At 54.8% G+C, this 19,250-nt stretch carries 20 protein-coding genes; 18 read left to right on the top strand and 2 right to left on the bottom strand.

Translation table 11 applies throughout. The annotated features are described in order from the left end of the window. The gene (locus GXP52_05795) at positions 1–1,143 is read left to right on the top strand and encodes an acetate kinase (protein NOY86794.1); all 1,143 of its coding nucleotides are present in this window, start codon (positions 1–3) and stop codon (positions 1,141–1,143) included. On the opposite strand, the gene GXP52_05790 is transcribed toward GXP52_05795, so the two are convergent. Next, positions 1,140–1,946 (bottom strand): DsbC family protein, encoded by an 807-nt coding sequence (locus GXP52_05790; protein NOY86793.1) that lies wholly within the window; start codon positions 1,944–1,946, stop codon positions 1,140–1,142. The two genes, GXP52_05795 and GXP52_05790, sit on opposite strands and share 4 nt — an antisense overlap. A 12-nt stretch (positions 1,947–1,958) precedes the next feature. Next, on the bottom strand, positions 1,959–2,804 hold the full coding sequence (locus tag GXP52_05785; GenBank protein NOY86792.1) for a thioredoxin domain-containing protein: 846 nt from the start codon (positions 2,802–2,804) through the stop codon (positions 1,959–1,961). 390 nt (positions 2,805–3,194) lie between these two features. Here GXP52_05785 and GXP52_05780 point away from each other — a divergent pair, with 390 nt between their 5' ends. From GXP52_05780 to GXP52_05700, 17 genes are all read left to right on the top strand, one after another. Beyond that, on the top strand, positions 3,195–3,713 hold the full coding sequence (locus GXP52_05780; protein NOY86791.1) for a DUF177 domain-containing protein: 519 nt from the start codon (positions 3,195–3,197) through the stop codon (positions 3,711–3,713). A 69-nt stretch (positions 3,714–3,782) separates the two neighbouring features. Further along, on the top strand, positions 3,783–3,965 hold the full coding sequence (gene rpmF, locus GXP52_05775; GenBank protein ID NOY86790.1) for a 50S ribosomal protein L32: 183 nt from the start codon (positions 3,783–3,785) through the stop codon (positions 3,963–3,965). 48 nt (positions 3,966–4,013) lie between these two features. Further along, positions 4,014–5,117, top strand: a complete 1,104-nt coding sequence (gene plsX / locus GXP52_05770; protein ID NOY86789.1) for a phosphate acyltransferase PlsX — start codon at positions 4,014–4,016, stop codon at positions 5,115–5,117. A gap of 115 nt (positions 5,118–5,232) precedes the next feature. Next, on the top strand, positions 5,233–6,213 hold the full coding sequence (locus GXP52_05765) for a ketoacyl-ACP synthase III (protein NOY86788.1): 981 nt from the start codon (positions 5,233–5,235) through the stop codon (positions 6,211–6,213). Between the two features lie 55 nt (positions 6,214–6,268). Further along, on the top strand, positions 6,269–7,429 hold the full coding sequence (locus tag GXP52_05760) for an acyl-CoA dehydrogenase (GenBank protein NOY86787.1): 1,161 nt from the start codon (positions 6,269–6,271) through the stop codon (positions 7,427–7,429). A gap of 80 nt (positions 7,430–7,509) precedes the next feature. Continuing rightward, positions 7,510–8,295 carry an electron transfer flavoprotein subunit beta/FixA family protein gene (locus GXP52_05755; GenBank protein NOY86786.1) on the top strand — a complete coding sequence of 262 codons (786 nt, stop codon included), beginning with the start codon at positions 7,510–7,512 and terminating at the stop codon, positions 8,293–8,295. Between the two features lie 245 nt (positions 8,296–8,540). Beyond that, complete coding sequence (locus tag GXP52_05750) at positions 8,541–9,746, top strand: electron transfer flavoprotein subunit alpha (GenBank protein NOY86785.1); 1,206 nt, start codon at positions 8,541–8,543, stop codon at positions 9,744–9,746. Beyond that, entirely contained in the window at positions 9,743–10,687 is a 945-nt protein-coding gene (fabD, locus tag GXP52_05745) for an ACP S-malonyltransferase (GenBank protein ID NOY86784.1), read from the top strand. Before GXP52_05750 ends, fabD begins: the two co-directional genes overlap by 4 nt. Then, positions 10,687–11,424, top strand: coding sequence for a 3-oxoacyl-[acyl-carrier-protein] reductase (gene fabG / locus GXP52_05740; protein NOY86783.1), 738 nt, complete (start codon positions 10,687–10,689; stop codon positions 11,422–11,424). The genes fabD and fabG overlap by 1 nt, the downstream gene beginning before the upstream one ends. 115 nt (positions 11,425–11,539) lie before the next feature. Then, positions 11,540–11,773, top strand: a complete 234-nt coding sequence (gene acpP / locus GXP52_05735) for an acyl carrier protein (GenBank protein ID NOY86782.1) — start codon at positions 11,540–11,542, stop codon at positions 11,771–11,773. Between the two features lie 14 nt (positions 11,774–11,787). Continuing rightward, positions 11,788–13,029 (top strand): beta-ketoacyl-ACP synthase II, encoded by a 1,242-nt coding sequence (gene fabF / locus GXP52_05730; GenBank protein ID NOY86781.1) that lies wholly within the window; start codon positions 11,788–11,790, stop codon positions 13,027–13,029. 221 nt (positions 13,030–13,250) lie between these two features. Beyond that, entirely contained in the window at positions 13,251–13,964 is a 714-nt protein-coding gene (locus GXP52_05725) for an HAD family hydrolase (GenBank protein NOY86780.1), read from the top strand. A gap of 1 nt (position 13,965) precedes the next feature. Beyond that, a complete protein-coding gene (locus GXP52_05720; protein ID NOY86779.1) occupies positions 13,966–14,817 on the top strand; it encodes a site-2 protease family protein in 852 nt (283 codons plus the stop codon). A 419-nt stretch (positions 14,818–15,236) separates the two neighbouring features. Next, entirely contained in the window at positions 15,237–16,259 is a 1,023-nt protein-coding gene (locus tag GXP52_05715) for an OmpA family protein (protein NOY86778.1), read from the top strand. A gap of 279 nt (positions 16,260–16,538) precedes the next feature. Next, positions 16,539–17,063, top strand: a complete 525-nt coding sequence (locus GXP52_05710; GenBank protein ID NOY86777.1) for a hypothetical protein — start codon at positions 16,539–16,541, stop codon at positions 17,061–17,063. After that, positions 17,060–17,281, top strand: a complete 222-nt coding sequence (locus GXP52_05705) for a DUF2905 domain-containing protein (GenBank protein NOY86776.1) — start codon at positions 17,060–17,062, stop codon at positions 17,279–17,281. Before GXP52_05710 ends, GXP52_05705 begins: the two co-directional genes overlap by 4 nt. A 432-nt stretch (positions 17,282–17,713) precedes the next feature. Beyond that, positions 17,714–18,655 (top strand): hypothetical protein, encoded by a 942-nt coding sequence (locus GXP52_05700; GenBank protein NOY86775.1) that lies wholly within the window; start codon positions 17,714–17,716, stop codon positions 18,653–18,655. Positions 18,656–19,250: the final 595 nt, after the last annotated feature.

Genomic DNA, 19,250 nt, shown 5'->3' with positions numbered 1-19,250 from the left:
ATGCACATTCTCGTTTTAAACTGTGGTTCATCGAGCATCAAATACTCGGTTTTCCGGGCGGACGGGGGAATTCTCCTTCACCATGGCCTGGCCGATCGTGTTCGTAACTACACCGCCGCCCTTGAGGAGGTTTTTTCCGATGTAGATGACGCCCTTCCCCAAGGTCTCGTCGCCATCGGGAGGGTGGGTCACCGGGTTGTCCATGGCGGGAGCCGGTTTTCACGGTCCCGAATCCTGGACGGGAAGGTGATGGATACCCTGAGGGCCAACTCGTGGATGGCGCCCCTGCACAATCCCCACAACATCCGCGGCATTGAGTTCTCCTCACGAAAACTCCCCGGGGCGGTCCAGGTGGCTGTTTTCGACACGGCCTTTCACTCTTCCATGCCGCCGGAAGCCTTCACCTACGCCATCCCGTGGGAACTCGCGGAAAAATACCGGATTCGGAGGTACGGTTTTCACGGGATAAGTCACCAATATGTGGCGGATCGGACTTGGAAGATGATGGGAAAGGACAGCCCTGCAGGGACCTCGATTATTACGTGTCACCTTGGCAATGGCTGTTCCGTAGCGGCTGTAAGGGATGGGAAGTGTGTCGACACGTCCATGGGGTTTACACCCCTGGAGGGGCTTGTCATGGGAACACGGTGTGGAGATCTGGATCCGGCGATAATCACGGAACTCATGTCTCCGGAATGCGCCGGGATGACGAGCGATCAGGTATACGATCTATTAAACAGGAAAAGCGGCCTGCTGGGGATTTCAGGGCTTTCCCCGGACGTCAGGGATCTGCTGGCTATGAGAGAAAAGGGGAATGATCGGGCTGCCCTGGCTCTGCGGGTTTTTACGTACCGACTACGTAAATATATCGGCGCATACCATGCTGTCCTGGGTGGGGCGGCTTCTCTGGTATTTACAGCAGGGATCGGGGAAAACTCCCCGAGGATCCGGTCCGAAACCCTGGAGGGGATGGAGGGGCTGGGGTTCATCCTCGATCCGGAGGCCAACGAGATGACGGTAGGGAGAGAGGGTGAGATCAGCACGGAGAACAGCCGTGTGAGAATCTTCGTTATCCCCACGGACGAGGACAGACTGATCTTCGAGGAAACCCTATTAATGTCCAACGGTGAAAATGGGCGCTAGTGGTTCTTTCCGCCGCCGCCGTCAATCAGCTTCAATATGTCCTCGGACGGCATGTATCCCGTCGCCAGGCGTCCGTCAGGCAGGACCATGGTCGGGGTAGAGGTTATTCCAAGCTTTCGTGCCAGTTCAATGTTGTTGTCAACAACATCGCTTTCACATTCGGGATCGGGGATCTTCTTTCCGGCAAAACTCGCTTCCAGCAGGTCAATGGAGTCCTCGCATACAATGGCCTGTGCGATGCGGTAGGAGTCAGGATGGATCTTCTTTAAGGGATAGAGTTTGATGAAGAAGACGATGTCCGGATCGGCCCTGACTACCTTCTTGATCTCGTGGTGTAGATTTTTGCAGTAGGGGCACTGAGGGTCAGTAAAAACGATGATTTTTTTTGGCGCCTTGGGATTTCCAATGACCAGTGCGTCTCCAATCGGTATTACCGTCGGATCGATCCGCCTTATCGTCATTAACTCTTCCCGGGTCCTGTTGCTTCGATCCGCGATGCGGATGACGTTGCCCGAGATGATAAACTTCTCCGAAAAATCCACGTATATGAGGTATTTTTTTCCCTTGCTTTCCACTTCAACGGAATAAAGGCCAGGCACCTCGGAGAAGTCCACCTTATCCACTTTGTCCACCAATCCCTCCAGAATTCTGGAGGCATCCTCAACCTTCAGTTCATGGCAGCTGCTGCACTCCCCCTCACCGCACCCAGCCCCGCCAAAGGCTGCGGCTGGACGCGGATTGGTCAAGGCAAGGGTGAAAAGGGTTACGATTGCGGATATGTAAACAATCAGATGCTTTTCCATGGTGCCCTTCTGTCAGTGGGAGTTTTTCTTCACTTCCAGGTCGATGGCCCTGGAGAAACTGTCCATGGAACGAACCTGTAGCAGCTTGCCGTTGATGAAGATGGTGGGGGTTCCACGGACACCGGCATCTCGGCCCTCCCGGATGTCCCTTTTGATAATCCCCGTAATCTCCATGCTTGCCCGGTCTTTTTCAAATCGCTTCATGTCCAGGTTTAAATTACGGGCAAAACCTGTGATCTTTCCATCATCGAGCCTGTTGTAGTTCTTGAATAGAAGATCATGAAATTCCCAGAAGCGACCCTGTTTGCCGGCGGCGAGGGCCGCGGTCGCTGCTTTTATGGAATATTTGTGGTTCTGAAGTGGGAAGTTTTTGAACACCACCTTGACCTGAGTTGGATACTTGTCGAGCACCTGATCGAGTAGAGGCGCAAGCCTCGCGCAGTACGGGCACTGAAAATCGTTGAAAACCGTGATTGCCACCGGGGCGTTTTCAGAACCCTTGAAGGGAGAACCGGTAGTGTCGAAGGTGTGGATAATATCGAGAAAAACGACCTTGATGACTTTCCCTTTGCTGCTGCTCAGAATCAGCCTGTTTCCAGGCGCGAACTCCACACGGTCGTAGTTACCCTCACTCTCGATGGTCTGTGCCAACTTACCCCCCCGGTTCAATATCTGGATCTTCCCGTCGGTGGTGAGGACAAAAGTCCACTTGCCATCCTGGGATACGGCAATGTCGGCCGGCGTCGCCTTGAGGGGGATTGTCATCGCGCCCTGAATCTCGAAGCCTGCCTGGGCCGTGCTCACCTGAAACCCGAAAGTGGCCAGGGCAAGAACAAGTACAGTAAGAGTCTTTTTCACTTTAATAACCTCCCTTGGGTCAAGTCCATCTCTCCCCTTGCCACAAGTTGGCATTGAACTTACCGGATATTGCTATTAGAAGCAATATCCATATGAACGCGTCAGGGGTGAGGGTGTGAAGGCGCAGGACGCGAGACAGGGGCAGGCGAGAGGACGAATTGGGAGAAAGAGACAAAAGACCAGTTATTTCAAAAAGTTATACGGATCTTTAAGGTCTTTTCGAACGCCTGAGATGGATTGACAAAGGTGGTTTCATCCTGTATTTATTCCAGTTCTACTTGATGGACCTGCAATAAAGTCCATCAAGTAGGATGTGCGCGGAGCGTGCATCCTGGGGGTGGAACCTGGAAGAGACTTTTTACGAGGTTGTCACCTGACAGGGGGTGTTTTGTGATTCTGAAACTGGATGGGATCCCCCCTGAGGGGCTTAACGTTGATGTGGAGTTGGCTCCGGACTCGTCAGAGGTCACGCCTTTCAATGTTAATGGTCCGGTTGTCGGCTCCTTCAGGATTGACCGGCTTGGACCACAGATCCTGGTCAGGGGTGTGGTTCACGGGTACGTTTTCCAGGATTGTTCACGTTGTTTAAAAAGGTACCTCCACGAGGTCCGGGAGAAATTTTCTCTCAACCTGCGATCCTTGTCCCTTGTCCCTGAGGGAGAGGAACTGGAATTGGGCGCCGACGATCTTGATGTGGAGTTTTTCCAGGGCGACGCCCTCGATCTAGCCCATCTTCTCGCTGAGCAGTTGAGCCTTGCCCTGCCCATGAAGCCCCTCTGCTCGGAGGAATGCGGGGGGCTATGTCCCCTTTGCGGACTGAACAGGACCGAGGGGAAATGCTCCTGCCGGGAGGAGAGAATCGACCCGAGGTGGAAAGCCCTTCGGGCACTGAAACAGAATAAAAATTGATGACTTCACATAAAGTCATCAACGCACCCATTTGGGGCGCCCAAATCGAAGATTTTTAAGGAGAATATCATGCCTGTACCGAAACAAAAGACCGCCAGGGCGAAGACCCGGGAGCGAAGGTCCCATGATTCCCTGAAGCCGCCCATGAGCAGCAAATGCGACAGATGCGGCGAACCAAAGATGCCCCACAGGGTTTGTCCCCATTGCGGGTTCTATCGAGGGCGCAAAGTTTTTGAGGTGGAAGAGGTTTAAGGGCAACCTTGGGCTGAGAGAACTACCGTGAAGATCGCTGTCGATGCCATGGGCGGGGACAATGCTCCCCAGGCCGTCATAGAGGGCGCCGCGTTGGCGGTGCGCGAGTTTGATTGCCGGATTATCCTTGTCGGCGATAGGGAAATTATTGAGCCTCAGCTGGATCGCATGAACCTTCCTGATGGACGTGTTATGGTCAAGCATGCATCCGAGGTCGTTGGGATGGATGAGGCTCCGCGGAAGGGCCTGGCGAAAAAACGGGACTCTTCCATTCAGCGAACCTTTGACCTGGTCAAGACGGGAGAGGCCAGCGTTGCCCTGTCCGCCGGAAACTCAGGAGCGGCCATGCTCTCAGGGCTGTATACCATTGGGCTGCTGCCGAATGTAGACAGGCCATGCATCGGATCCATACTCCCAACCCGCAACAACAGGGTGATAATGGTGGATTCCGGGGCCAACGTGGACAGCAAACCCCACAACCTTGTCCAGTTCGCTTTCATGGGCAATGCCCTTGCCAGGTCGGTCCTGAACCTATCCGCGCCGAGGGTCGGGCTGCTCAGCATAGGCCAGGAAGCCGGCAAGGGAAATGAGACTGTTCGAGGCGCATACCATATGCTGAAGAAAAGCTCCCTTAACTTTATCGGAAATATCGAGGGAGGGGACATCTTTTCAGGGGATGTGGCGGATGTGATCGTGTGCGATGGTTTTGTCGGAAACGTGGCCCTGAAGACAGGAGAGGGGGTCGCCAAGATCCTTGCCATGGCGCTTAAAGATGAGATCAAATCCTCTGTCCTGGGGCGTTTCGGGTACATTTTCATGCGTCCGGCCCTGAAAAGGTTCAGACGTCGCTTCCATTATTCCGAGATTGGTGGGGCGCTTCTCATGGGTATAAACGGTATAGGTGTTATTTCCCACGGGCGATCGAGTCCCACAGCAATAAAGAATGCCATCCGAATGGCTGACAAGTTCGCTCGAACGAGGATCGATCGCCAGGTGAAGGAGGAGGTCGAATCAAGTGTGGACCTCACCGATCTTAGACAGACCATGGGTGTCAAAGTCCATCAGGTTATCGAAAGGCTTAAAGACAAAAAGATAGATATTAACCTGAAAGAAGTTAAGGAAAAGACCGACAGGATGCGGCCAAAGAAGTAGACCGTCCTGACCAGCATTGATGACCTCGCAAAAAGTCATTGAAGGACTTTTTACGACCCTGTCAACTTTAGACACGCCGTCTGCAGGGCAACAACCTCCGGCAAAGGTGTTCGCAATGAGATCTTTCATAGCGGGAACGGGGTCCTACCTCCCTGAGCGAATACTGACCAATGCCGATCTGGTGGGGATGGTGGATACCAGCGACGAATGGATCACGTCACGGACGGGAATCAGGGAACGAAGGATTGCGGCTCCCGACCAGGCCAGCTCAGACCTGGCCACCGAGGCTGCAAAAAGCGCCCTGAAAGCGGCCGGGATCGAGGCCGGAGATCTGGACCTTATCATTGTCGCTACGCTCACGCCGGATTACATGTTTCCATCCACGGCCGGCCTGGTCCAGCGGAACCTCAAGGCTACGAAGGCGGCGGCTTTCGACCTTGAGGCGGCCTGCACCGGGTTCATTTATGCGCTGACGGTGGGCGATCAGTTCATTAAAACAGGAAAATACGGAAAGATTCTCGTCATCGCTTCCGAGGTGCTCTCCCGCTTCATCGATTATGAGGACAGGAATACCTGCGTCCTCTTCGGGGATGGGGCAGGGGCCGTGGTGCTTGTGCCGTCAGAGGATGGGGATAGGGGAATCGTCTCTACCCATCTTTACAACGACGGATCCATGTCCGATCTGCTCATTGCGCCCGCGGGCGGATCCAGGATGCCGGTTAACGAGGAGGCCATAGCCAAAAGGCTGAATACCGTAAAGATGAGAGGAAATGTGGTCTTCCGGATCGCCGTGGAGAAACTCAGCGAACTGGTTGATGAGGTGCTTGAAGTTAACGGTCTGAAGGAGGAGGATATCAATTTCCTCGTGCCTCATCAGGCCAATCTCAGGATCATCAAAGCCACGGCGAGAAAACTGAAGCTCCCCATGGAAAGGGTGATCGTCACCGTGGACCGGCATGGAAACACTTCGGCTGCTTCGGTTCCCCTGGCGTTGGATGAGGCAGTGCGTAGTGGCAGGATCAACCCAGGTGATATGGTGCTGCTCGAGGCTTTCGGGGGGGGGCTGACCTGGGGAGCCGCTCTGGTGAGCTGGTAGTACTGATAACTTTACTGCTGCCCTTTAGCTGAAGGGCCTTTGGATGGAGGAAGAGATGGACTATTTCTTGTCGGAGGATCAGCTGGCTATCCAGGATATCGCGCGGCAGATTGCCCAGGAGAAGATAGTGCCGGTTCGCGCGGAACTGGATGAGACGGGGGAATTTCCCTGGGATATCATGAAGGTCTGCGCCCAGTCCGACCTCTTCGGGATTGGGATTCCGGAGGAGTATGGAGGGTTGGGGTGCGGCGTTTTTGAGACATCTCTGGCGGTGGAGGAACTCAGCAGAGCGTGCCTCGGGGTGGCGGTGAGTTATGCAGCTTCCGGACTGGGGTCCTTTCCAATCCTGCTGTTCGGCAGCGAGGAGCAGAAACAGAAGTATCTCCCCGACATTGCTTCGGGCGAGAAACTCGCGGCCTTCGGACTGACGGAAGCCAATGCCGGAAGCGATGCCGGAGGGATACAGACCACCGCGGTTCGGGATGGCGATTCGTATATTCTCAACGGGACCAAACAGTGGATCACCAACGGCGGGGAGGCCGATACCTACACGATAATCGCCATCACGGACAGGAAAAGGGGCGCCCGTGGAGCATCCGCCTTGATCGTGGAAAAGGGCATGGAAGGGTTTTCCTTCGGCAAGAAGGAAAACAAGATGGGGATCAGGGCATCGGCCACAAGGGAACTTATCTTTGAGAACTGCCGGATTCCCGCCGAGAACCTGGTTTCCAGGGTAGGGATGGGCTTCATGGTGGCCATGAAGACCCTTGACATGTCCAGGCCGGGCATCGCCGCCCAGGGGGTGGGTGTTGCCCAGGGCGCCCTGGATGTTGCGGTTAACTATGCCAGGGAAAGGTATCAGTTCGACAGGCCGATCATCTCATTTCAGGCGGTTCAGCACATGCTGGCAGATATGGCCACCAAGACCGAGGCGGCAAGGGCCTTGACCTACGCGGTGGCACGGTATATAGGGAGCGGTGCCAAGGATATTTCCAAAGTCTCCGCCATGACAAAGGTGTTCGGTGCCGATGTCGCCATGCAGGTTACCACCGACGCCGTGCAGGTTCTGGGCGGATACGGCTACATGAAGGAATATCCCGTTGAGAAGATGATGAGGGACGCGAAGATCCTGCAGATCTACGAGGGCACCAACCAGATCCAGCGCAACGTCATCGGGGCCGCGTTGATCAAGGAATATGCGCAGAAAACGAACTGACGGCTTCCCCTCCGCGCACATCCTGCTTGATGGATTTTTTGCGAGTCCATCTTCTTTTCGGCAATAAATCAGGGGTTTGAATGGAAATAATAGTCTGCATCAAACAGGTTCCCGACACAACGAAGGTCAGGATCAATCCTGAGACCAACACCCTCGTCAGGGAGGGTGTAGAGAGCATTATCAACCCCTTTGATCTTTACGCCATCGAGGAGGCGGTTCGTTTAAAGGAGGCCCACGGAGGGACGGTGAAGATCATGACCATGGGTCCCCCGCAGGCTGACTCCGCTCTCCGCGAGGCTGTTTCCCTGGGCGCCGACGAGGCCTATCTGGTCAGCGACAGGGCTTTCGCCGGTTCGGATACATGGGTTACGGCCTATACCCTGGCCGCGGCCGTCCGTAAGACAGGTCAGCCGGACCTGATCATCTGCGGGAAGCAGGCCATAGATGGGGACACCGCCCAGGTGGGTCCATCCCTGGCCGATCAGCTCGACATACCGTTTGTGGCCTTCGTAAGGAAGATCAGGTCCCTGGAAAACGACGAGATAGTGGTGGAACGTATGTTCGAGGAGGGGTATGAGGTAGTGCGCATGAGGCTTCCAGCCCTGATCACCGTGGTCAAGGAGATTAATGAACCGAGGCTTCCTTCACTCAAGGGAAAGATGAGGGCGCGGAAATGCGGGATCGTCACCCTGGCGAGGCCCGATCTTGAGGTTGATGACGCTTTTCTGGGACTGGACGGTTCACCCACCCGGGTAGTCAAGATCTTTTCCCCCGACCTCAAACGTGCAGGGGAGAAGTGGGAAGGTGAACCTGAAGACCTGGCGACCAGGCTGGCTGCGAGGCTTCGGGAACAGAAAATCATCTAATTTTTTAACGCAGAGTTCGCGAAGGCAGCTCACCGGCAGGCCGCGCATACCGCGGAGAACCGCAGAGGAAAATCCGGGATCTTTGTTAATATCTGTTTGGGTGTTTCATTTCGCGTCCCTTTGCGGCAGCGCCTGAGAGTGGCACCCCCCGCCTGCCCTGAGCTTGTCGAAGGGCGGCCCTCTGCGATAAGGCTTGGTTTTTAAACCTGTAGTTCACGAGTAATAAATGGTCGAAGGAAGAATAAATGGCAATCATTGTCAACAAAGATAAGTGTAACGGTTGTGAGATATGTATTGATTCGTGTCCTTACGCCGCCATCGATATGGTGGACGGCAAGGCATGGATTAACGAAAAGTGCACCATCTGCCTGGCTTGTATCGAGGAATGCCCTGTCGAGGCGATCTTCAAGGAGGAGAGCGGAAAGGCCGCCCCCGAGGTTGAAAAGGATGCCTACAGCGGTGTGTGGGTATTCGCCGAGCACCGGCAGGGGAAAATGTCGTCCGTGGTCATGGAGCTTCTGGGCGCCGGAAGGAAGCTTGCCGATGATACGGGGCAGAGCCTTTCGGCGGTAGTCCTGGGGCACGGCATGGAAGATGCGGCCGGGGATCTGATCCATTACGGTGCGGACGAGGTCATATATGTGGACGATCCCCTCCTTGCCACGTCCAACGATGGCCCGTACGCCTCCGTCCTTTCCGACCTGATACTGGAGAGAAAGCCTTCCATCGTCCTTGCCGGCGCTACCTTCATGGGGCGTTCCTTCATACCCACCGTCGCCTCCAGGGTGAAAACCGGTCTGACCGCTGATTGCACCGCTCTTGCCATTGACCCCCAGACCGGAGATCTCCTTCAGACCAGACCCGCCTTTGGCGGCAATATCATGGCGACGATCATCTGTCCAGACCACAGGCCGCAAATGGCCACCGTGAGGCATAAGGTACTCTCTCCCGCCACCAGGGATCCCCATCGCCGGGGAGAACTGCATGTCATCAGGGGAATGGACGGGGGAAAGACCCACCGGGGCGCTGAGGTGATCGAGGTGGTCCATGAGGTCATGGACACCGTGAACCTGGCCGAAGCTGATATCATCGTTTCGGGCGGACGGGGAGTAGGGGGGAGTGAAGCGTTCGGTATCATAGAGGAGCTTGCTCTCGTCCTTGGCGGCGCCGTCGGCGCGTCCCGTGCCGCGGTGGATGCCGAATGGATATCCTATTCACACCAGGTAGGCCAGACCGGTAAGACCGTTCAGCCGACGATCTATTTCGCCTGCGGGATATCCGGGGCCGTACAGCACCTTGCAGGGATGCAGTCGTCGGATATCATCATCGCCATCAACAAGGATCCCGATGCCCCGATCTTCGACGTGGCGACCTACGGCCTTGTGGGTGACCTGTTCGAGATCATTCCTGAGATCATCCGGGCGGTCAAGGCACTAAGAGGCGAAGCGTGAAGCTCGCACTTGTGTTTCCGGGCCAGGGATCACAGTTTGTGGGTATGGGAAAGGCCATTTCCCAGTGGTCATCAAAGGCAAGAGAGGTTTTCGAGGAAGCGGACGATGTCCTGCGGTACCCGCTGAGCCGACTTTGCTTCGAGGGACCGGAAGAAAAACTGAAACTGACCGAAAACACACAGCCTGCCATCCTGACCGTGAGTATCGCGGCGGTCCGTGCCCTGGAATCACAGGTTCGCCTTTCCCCATCATGGGTTGCGGGGCACAGCCTTGGAGAGTATTCTGCCCTGGTGGCGGCTGGAAGTTTTTCCCTGGCCGATACCCTCAGGGCAGTCCGGGAGAGGGGGAAAGCCATGCAGGAAGCTGTCAGGGAAGGAGTTGGTTCCATGGCGGCGCTTCTGGGGATGGGCCGTGAGGAGATAGATGCCATATGTGCCGAGATGACCGACGATAATGGGTTGGTTTCATCGGCCAACTTTAATTCCCCCGGCCAGATCGTCATCGCGGGACACCGGGAAAAGGTTCAGGCTGCGATGGCGCTGTTCAAGGAGCGGGGAGGCAGAAGAGCAGTAGAGTTGCCGGTCAGCGCCCCCTTCCATTGCCGCCTCATGGAACCGGCGGCGGTCCGGATGGCCCAGGTCCTGGAAGACATTACCATTGACAGCCCAAATCCCGTTCTGATAAACAACGCGGAGGCACGACCGCTGAATTCGGCCGCGCAAATAGCGCCTTCCCTAATCAGACAGATCACGTCCCCTGTGCTGTGGGAGGACTCCATGCGGTATGTTGTCGCGGAGGGCGCCGGCGTTGTGCTGGAACTGGGTCCCGGGAAAGTGCTCTGCGGGCTTGCGAAGAGAATCGACGGAAGCCTTCGTATTCAGTCTTTCGGGATTCCGGAGGAGTTGGATGCCGCCGTAGCCCTTGTCGAGGAGGTATCATGATGTCTGGTAACCGTACCGCCATCGTTACCGGGGCAGGACAGGGGATCGGTCGGGCTATCGCTCTCGATCTCGCCTCCACCGGAGTTGATGTTGTCGTCGCCGATATCAACCTCGATGCCGCGAAGGGCACGGTTTCGGATGTCGAGGGTAAAGGGGTGCGGTCCCTGCCGGTTGAGGTGGATGTATCCGATTCCGATAGTGTCGAAAAGATGGTCAAATCATCCACCGACAGCTTTGGGAAGGTGGATTACCTTGTGAACAACGCCGGTATCACGAGAGACGGACTTCTCATGCGCATGGATGATTCGGCGTGGAGATCCGTTCTGGACGTAAACCTCACGGGTACCTATCTGTGTTCCAGGATGGTCGTCCGCCTCATGATGAAGCGGAAGTTCGGAAGGATAGTGAACATCTCCTCCGTCGTCGGGGCCATGGGAAACGCCGGTCAGACCAACTACGCCGCGTCCAAGGCTGGAGTTATGGGGTTTACCAGGTCCCTCGCCCGGGAGGTAGCTGCCCGGAATATTACGGTCAATGCCGTTGCCCCGGGGTTCATCCAGACCGCCATGACGGATGAACTGCCCGAGAAGGCCCGTCAGGAACTAGTTGCGCGCATTCCATCGCAGCGTCTGGGCATGCCTGAAGATGTGGCCGCCTGTGTACGGTTTCTCCTCTCCGATCAGGCATCCTACGTTACCGGGCAGGTGCTTCACGTCAACGGTGGAATGTACATGTAGGGAATTATCGCGACGGTTTTTTTTGTATTAATGCCGTGAAATACCGCAATCGGTTATGGTCCTGTTATTATTTTGATGTTAACTTAACCTAACTGACATAATGAAGGAGGTTCGAATGGACGTAACAGGCAAGGTCAAGGAAATTATAGCGGAGCAGCTCAATCAGGATGCAGGCAGCATCGACGTGTCTGCCAACTTTGTCAACGATCTGGGTGCGGATTCCCTCGACGTGGTTGAGTTGGTCATGGCTTTTGAGGAAGCTTTCGATCTGGAGATCCCTGACGAGGAGGCCGAGAAAATCCAGACCGTCCAGGATGCCATCACCTACATACAGGGGAAAGCGTCCTAAGAGAAAGGTTGCTCGTGAAAAGAAGAGTTGTTGTAACCGGTTTGGGAGCCGTAACGCCTTTGGGGCTTGATGTGCCCGGGAGTTGGGCTGATATGCTTGCCGGCCGGTCCGGAGTGGGTCCTGTCACCCGGTTCGATCCCAAGGATCTTGCAACCAGGATCGCTGCCGAGGTCAAGGGGTTCGAGCCGGAGAAACGGATAAACGGCAAGGACCTCAAGAAGATGGACATGTTTATCCCCTATGCCATCTTCGCTGCTCTCGAGGCGATTGAACATTCCGGCCTGATCATTGACGAGTCCAACGCCGGCCGGGTCGCGGTGGTGGTCGGCGCCGGTTTGGGTGGGCTTCCCTATATCGAGAAATACGCCACGATCCTGAAGGAAAAGGGACCGAGGAGGGTCTCACCTTTCTTCATTCCCATGACGATCGCCAACCTGGCGGCCGGGCAAATCTCCATCAGAACCGGAGCCAAGGGTCCCAATAGCTGTGTGGTGACGGCCTGTGCGACCGGGACCCACAACATTGGCGAAGCCTTTCGGATGATCCAGTACGGGGATGCCGACGCGGCCATCGCAGGGGGGGCGGAATCCGTTATCACCCCCCTGACCTTCGCCGGGTTCAACTCCATGCGGGCACTTTCCACCCGGAACGAGGAACCGGAGAGAGCAAGCCGACCCTTCGATAAAGGCCGGGACGGCTTCGTTGTAGGCGAGGGATCGGGCATCCTTATCCTGGAGGAGTTGGAGTTTGCTCTGGCCAGGGGGGCCGCTGTTTTTGCGGAGGTGGCGGGCTTTGGAATGTCCGGGGACGCCTATCATATCACGGCCCCTCCCGAAGGGGGAGCGGGCGCGGCGCAATGCATGCAAAATGTCCTTCACGATGCCGGTATAGCTCCGGAGGATGTCAGCTACATCAATGCCCACGGTACCAGCACCGCATTAAACGATCTCTACGAGACCCAGGCCATCAAGTCGGTTTTCGGCGATGCGGCCTATGGGATACCGGTCAGTTCCACCAAATCCATGACCGGCCACCTCCTGGGAGCGGCCGGCGGAGTAGAAGCGGTGGTGGCGGTCAAAACAGTCATGGAAGACAGGATTCCACCCACCATCAACTACGAGGAACCTGACCCGGAGTGTGACCTGGATTATGTTCCCAACAAGGCCAGGGATGCGCGGGTGGATGTGGCTATCAGCAACTCCTTTGGGTTCGGCGGGACCAACGCCTGTCTCGCTTTTCGAAAGCTCACCCCATAAATTTCTTCTTTCGCTTTTCGTGGAGTAAAAAGCCATGGATGGACTTTTTACGACCCTATCAAAGCTGATGACTTTGTAAAAAGTCATCGATGCGCCCATTTAGGGGCGCTGGGCGCTCAAATCGAAGATTTGTGAGGAAAGTGAAAATGACATTTTTCGCTTTCCGTGGAGTAAAAAGCCATGGATGGACTTTTTACGACCCTATCAAGGTCACTTGAACTGTGAAAGGCATCAAGGGTCTTCTGCTTGACCTCGATGGAACCCTGCTTGACATCAAGGTCTCTTTCTTCCTGGACACAATGATGAAATCCATGGGCGACCATTTCCTGTCCCTTCTGGAACCGGATTCCTTCAACAGAGGTTTCCTGGGCAGCGTAGACGAGCTTATCTCTTTTCCACGTGCCGATGGTGAAACCAACCAGGAAGGGTTTTACCGCGTATTTTCCGAACTGACGGGTCTTGCTCCTGAAGCAGCGCAGGAAGGCTTCGACGCGTATTACAGGGACGTCTTCCCCGTGTTTTCCGAATATGGGTCGTATATCGATGACGCCCCTGAGCTCGTTGAAGCGGCCTACGAAAGCGGCCTGGTCCTGGCCCTGGCCACCAACCCGATCTTTCCGCGGGCCGCGGTGCTCGAAAGGATGCGCTGGGGAAACCTATCCCCTGAACCTTTCACCTTCATCGCCGCATTGGAGAATACGAAGGCCTGCAAACCACAGACCGAGTTCTTTACGGCGCTGGCGGACGTTCTGGATGTAAACCCCGAACAGTGCCTCATGGTGGGCAACGATATGGCACACGATCTGGCCGCGGCCTCAGCCGGCATGAGAACCTACCTGGCCGAGCCTCATCTGGCCAGGAAAGACGCTTCCTGCAATGTCCCGGACGGCAGGGGATTTCTGAGGGATCTTGGAAGGACCCTGGAGCTGTGGTGAAATGAGGGATGTGAACCCCCGCCACGAGCGGCGTTGGATTCATTACGTTCTCTTCGCGGCGACCTTTATGACCACCACCGCCGCAGGCGCCCTGCAGGAGGGGATCAATCCCCTCGCGAACCCTTCCGGGCTCGCAAAAGGCCTTCCTTTTTCCCTTACCATCATGGCAATTCTTCTTGGCCATGAGATGGGGCATTACATAGCCTCATACCGCAACCATGTCCCCGCGACCCTTCCATACTTCATCCCTGCTCCATCCTTCATCGGGACTTTCGGCGCGGTTATCAGAATGAAAGGCGCCATCTGGGACAGGCGGACGTTGCTTGACATCGGTGCATCCGGGCCTATCGTCGGTTTTATCCTGGCCCTTCCAGCCCTGATCGTCGGGTTCGCGCTGTCGCCGGTGGTGGCCACCGGCCAGGGCGCTGGAGGGTTGGTCCTTGGGAACAGCCTCATGGTCCTTATGGTGAGTTTTCTGGTGAAGGGGAACCTGCCGGCAAACATGACGGTGGTGCTCCATCCAGTGGCATTTGCCGGATGGATCGGGATGTTCGTTACCTCCCTTAACCTCCTTCCTGTCGGGCAGTTGGACGGTGGACACATATCCAAGGCCCTCTTTCCGAACCATTCGGACAGTATTGCCAGGATCGTTCACCTGAGCCTGCTCCTGATGGGCGTTCTATTCTGGGACGGATGGTTCATCTGGGCGCTTCTTCTCATCTTCCTCGGCGTCCGGCATCCACCGGTCCTCCTTCCCCACATCCAACTGGATGAGAGACGGACCTGGTTCGGATACGCCGCCATCGTCATATTCATCCTGACATTCGTACCTGCGCCGTTCACAGTGATGTGAAAATAGTCCTGCCTTACGCAGAGCACGCAAGGAAGATCAAAAGCCTTAACACAGTACAGCCGCTCCAAGGCTGCTCCACCCTTCGACTAGCTCAGGACAGGCAGGGTTTTTAAGGAGGGTTTCACAGATTGAACAGATTTTCTTTGCGGCCCTCCGCGGCAGCGCCTGGAAGAGGCGCTCTCTGCGTAGCTCTGCGTTACGGCATTTTTATGCCCAGCCTGTATGGATCTTCAGGTCGATTTGAATTAACCCTGTGGTGTGACCTGCAAGCGGTCACGCTGTGGTAAATTAGCATTAGAACTTCTTTGCGGCCTTGGCGTCTTGAGTGAGTGAAACGAACGGGCGTGAGACGGTATTTGAGTTACTTCCTTGACAGCCCCTGACCCTCTGGGATAGTTTTTCACAACGAGGAGGTGCCTATGTTGAGAAAAAGTCTGGTGGGGATTATTTGCCTTTCCCTCTTTGCTGTTTCGGGGTGCATGGTCAGTAAGAAAGATTACCTGTTAAAATCCGGCGAGGCGGAAAAGTGCGCGACCGATCTCAGCCGGAAGACCGATGAGAATCTAGCCCTGAAAAAGGAGCTTTCTTCCACCCAGGAGAGTCTGCAGCAGCAGACAAACAGGGGGGACGAGTGCGAAAAGAACCTTCAGACCGTAACCGGTGAGAGGGATGGCCTTCGGGGCGAGCTGGATAAATCGGAGGCGGTCAATGAGGAGTTGAGATCCCAGAACGACAGGTTGGGAGATCTTCTCAAGAGCAAGGAAATCTCTCAGTCCCAGATCATCCAGGAGACCATGAATATCAACAAGAGGCTTCAGGGGACAAACGCCGACCTGCGGGAAAAAATCGTAGCGAAGGATGCGGAATTCCGGATCCTGAGAACGGACCTGGAAAGGGTTAAGAGTGAAAACGACGCTCTGAAGGTTCAAAAAGAGGAGGAACTCCAGAAACTCAAAGCCGCCTACGATGAGTTGGTGAGCGGGCTTAAGACCGAGATCGAGGCCGGCGAAATCCAGATCAAGAGGATGAAGGACAGGCTCTCCGTCAACATGGTTGAGAAGATCCTTTTTGACTCGGGCAAGGCCGATCTCAAACAGTCGGGGATCGCCGTCCTGTCCAAGGTGGGGACCCAGCTGAACAGGATCAAGGGAAAGAGGATCCAGATCGAGGGACATACCGACAACGTTCCCATTGGGGGCCGCCTGAAGGAAAAATTCCCCAGCAATTGGGAACTGTCCTCCAGCAGGGCGTTGGCTGTTGTCCACTTTCTCCAGGATAAGATAGGGATCGATCCGGAGAAACTGTCCGCCGCCGGTTACGGTGAGTACCAGCCGGTCGCATCCAATGAAACAGCTGAAGGCAAGGCGGCGAACCGGAGGATTGAGATCGTCCTGCTCCCGCCTTATGAGAAGTTGAGCGAGGCCCAGGAGAGTACTAATTGACAGGGTCGTAAAAAGTCCATTGATGACTTTTTGCGAAGTCATTGCGAGCTGACCACATGCGAAGCAATCTCGTGTCCAGAGACGGCTGTGTCGTTCATCAAGGACTTGAGTTGCGAAGTCATCAATTAAGCGTAAAAAGGGAGGTGTCTGGATTGGCAACCAACAATAATTTTCTAGTCAAGGTAACAGATGCAAAAATGCCACAGGTCAGAAAGGCCCTTCAGGATGCCGGCATCGAGGTCAGGAGCATCATCCTGATGCACAAGGAGGAGGTCGAGGATGAGACCGCGCCGGAGGCGGACGGGGAGGGTGAGGACAAAGAATCCTGAGGCCCAATCCCCCGCGTTTTTGCTGGACGGCATGCTCGGCAGCCTGGCGAAAAAGATGAGAATGCTTGGCATGGATGCGGAATTTGCCGCCGATGAAGACGACACGCTGATACGATACCGTTCCCGTTCCGAAGGCAGGATCGTCCTCACCCGGGACGCCCGATTGGCCGAAAGGCTCGGCGAGAACTCCTGGCTCGTCTCGGGCGCGGATGCCCGAGGGGAATTCGCCTCCGTGCTCCCCCTTTTGAGGAGGTTTGAATTGTCTGTAAAGCCATTGACCCGATGCCTTGACTGCAACGCAATGTTGTATGAGATGGACCGGGAAGAGGCCGGGAACATGGTTCCCCGGTATGTCTGGATGACGGCTGAACGTTTCATGGGATGCCCGCGCTGCGGGAAATGCTACTGGCCCGGCACCCATGCTGATCGCATGGCCGCCGAAATAGCGGAAATGTTGGAGGCGTTAGGGGGATGACACCGTTGGGCATGATGGGAAAATTCCTCGTTATCCTGGGCATCGCCCTGGTACTGCTCGGAGTCTTCCTTATGGTAGCGCCACGGATCCCGTGGATCGGCCATCTCCCCGGGGATATCATTATCCGGAAGAAAAATACCGTAATCTACTTCCCACTGGTCACGAGCCTGCTGATCAGCCTGATCCTGACTATCCTTTTTAATATCTTCCGGTCCTAGAAGCCTGTCGGGAACCCCACACAGGTAGGAGTATTAAGAGGGTATCCTGGACCAACATCCAACGTCTAATGTTAATAGGGTCGCAAAAAGTCCATTTATGGCTTTTTGCTCTACGGAAAGCGAAAAGTGTCATTTTCATTTTCCTTACAAATCAACAACTTGCGATGCAAGTCATTGATTTGGGCGCCCATCAGTGGGCGCATTGATGACTTTTTGCGAAGTCATCAATGTTCAACGTGATAAAATAGCCAGACCCCAGACCCTGGTTATTTCACCACAGCGCAGCCGGCTTGAAGGCTGCACTGCCCTTCGACAGTTCGACAGGCTCACTGCAGGCAAGCTCAGGACAGGCAGGGTTTTAAAGGAGGGTTTCACAGAGGAAACCTTAAATCCTTGGATTGAGTTCAGTACGAGGAACGCACCAACGGGACGGTGGACTACTACGTCTATGCCCTTGGCAGGCAGATAGCCCGGGTAAAGGGCACTCCCGGTCGCTGGTGGGGTTACCGGTATGAGTGGTATTATTATCACAGTGACTACCTCAACTCGGTGTGGGCCGTCTCCGACGCCGGGGGCAAGGTGGTGTGGACCAAGCGGTATCGTCCCTTCGGTTCCGAGGCTGCCCAGTCCGGGGCATTGGCAAACGATTACCAGTTCGCGGGAAAGGGGTTTGATGCCGAAGCGAACCTCTACTACTTCAATGCGGGATGGTATGATCCGGACATTGGCAGGTTTATCTCAGAAGATCCGGTATGGGGGAACATCAGGGATCCGCAGAGCCTGAACCGCTTCCGGTATGCCCGGAACAACCCCCTGAAATTAACTGATCCAACAGGGATGTATGATGACCAGGATAACGATTGGGACACGGAAAATTTCGGGGATGTCTCCGATGATGGGCAGGATGACGACGGTTATGGTGAGGGAGGGGGGGATGCTGCCCAACTCAATCCGGTAAATGAAGTAAGCCCATTCAGGCTTGATGTTCCGGTGAAATTTCTTCCATCTGTGCTCACACCAAATACACCGAAGGCGGCTGATCCATTTGGTCTTACCGACCTTAATAACTTTCTAGAATTTTTTGCAAAGCTTGAAATGCGTATTGAACCATATGCGGTTGCTGGGGGAATGGTCTTCAGTGGCGCTATTACTACAGCGTGTGGGGTTGTAACTATTGCGGTGGGTTTCAGCACTATCCCAACAACCGGTCCAGCTGGTGTGTTGGTTGCCGCGGGAGGAGCGGCAACTTCAGTTGTGGGTGCCGGAATGTTTGTTGGTGGAATGGATATATATTCTGATCAATTAAGAGAAAAATTCAACTTACCTGAGTGGTTTGATCTTGCTCCTGACATTAATGTCTTTTCACACCATTGAAAATATATAGTCAATCTATGTGGCAAAATGAGGAGATAAAAATGAAGGAAATACAGCCTTATTCAATTAAAAGGTACATTTTTTGGGGCACTTCGTCTATCACACTGGGGCTACTAGCAGGTGTGGGTATTTTAACAATATTTGGTTTTGGGTCCCGAGGAATATTAATAGTCTTGTTGCTCTCCTTTCCTTTTCTTCTTTTTTCTTCTCTATATGGATTCTATAAAGGGCTGGTGAAACATTATGGTTTTAATAGCCCGGCGTGCCTTTTTTTTGGTGGAAAATTTTAAATTTGGTTCATCCGGTTCCCTTTGGTGGAGCATTAGAGGTGAGAGGCGGACCCCATTGGTTGGACAGTTCGGCGGCAGTTTTAAGGTGGAAAGATTCACCATGAATCAAAGAACTTAAAAGCTCATTGGCCGCTGATGCACGCCCTTCGACGCGCTGTGCTTGCTCAGGACAGGCTGATTTCCGCTGATAGATTTAAATCTGGGTCATCCGGCTAATGCGTACCTGAATGAATACCAGATCGGATAAGAAGACAATTTAACACAGAGTACACGGGGTTAAGCAGGGTACACAGAGTTAAGGCAAA

Source organism: Deltaproteobacteria bacterium, assembly GCA_013151915.1.
In the GTDB taxonomy this organism is placed as follows: domain Bacteria; phylum BMS3Abin14; class BMS3Abin14; order BMS3Abin14; family BMS3Abin14; genus BMS3ABIN14.
The sequence above is the reverse complement of the archived record's forward strand: the minus strand, read 5'-3'. Positions and strand labels throughout refer to the sequence as shown.

Coding starts and splice junctions, on each gene's coding strand:
- GXP52_05790 (NOY86793.1), bottom strand. CDS start 1,946: ATGGAAAAGCATCTGATTGTTTACATATCCGCAATCGTAACCCTTTTC.
- GXP52_05795 (NOY86794.1), top strand. CDS start 1: ATGCACATTCTCGTTTTAAACTGTGGTTCATCGAGCATCAAATACTCG.
- GXP52_05710 (NOY86777.1), top strand. CDS start 16,539: ATGAGACCGCGCCGGAGGCGGACGGGGAGGGTGAGGACAAAGAATCCT.
- GXP52_05760 (NOY86787.1), top strand. CDS start 6,269: ATGGACTATTTCTTGTCGGAGGATCAGCTGGCTATCCAGGATATCGCG.
- GXP52_05755 (NOY86786.1), top strand. CDS start 7,510: ATGGAAATAATAGTCTGCATCAAACAGGTTCCCGACACAACGAAGGTC.
- GXP52_05720 (NOY86779.1), top strand. CDS start 13,966: ATGAGGGATGTGAACCCCCGCCACGAGCGGCGTTGGATTCATTACGTT.
- GXP52_05765 (NOY86788.1), top strand. CDS start 5,233: ATGAGATCTTTCATAGCGGGAACGGGGTCCTACCTCCCTGAGCGAATA.
- GXP52_05750 (NOY86785.1), top strand. CDS start 8,541: ATGGCAATCATTGTCAACAAAGATAAGTGTAACGGTTGTGAGATATGT.
- fabG (NOY86783.1), top strand. CDS start 10,687: ATGTCTGGTAACCGTACCGCCATCGTTACCGGGGCAGGACAGGGGATC.
- rpmF (NOY86790.1), top strand. CDS start 3,783: ATGCCTGTACCGAAACAAAAGACCGCCAGGGCGAAGACCCGGGAGCGA.
- acpP (NOY86782.1), top strand. CDS start 11,540: ATGGACGTAACAGGCAAGGTCAAGGAAATTATAGCGGAGCAGCTCAAT.
- GXP52_05715 (NOY86778.1), top strand. CDS start 15,237: ATGTTGAGAAAAAGTCTGGTGGGGATTATTTGCCTTTCCCTCTTTGCT.
- GXP52_05705 (NOY86776.1), top strand. CDS start 17,060: ATGACACCGTTGGGCATGATGGGAAAATTCCTCGTTATCCTGGGCATC.
- plsX (NOY86789.1), top strand. CDS start 4,014: ATGGGCGGGGACAATGCTCCCCAGGCCGTCATAGAGGGCGCCGCGTTG.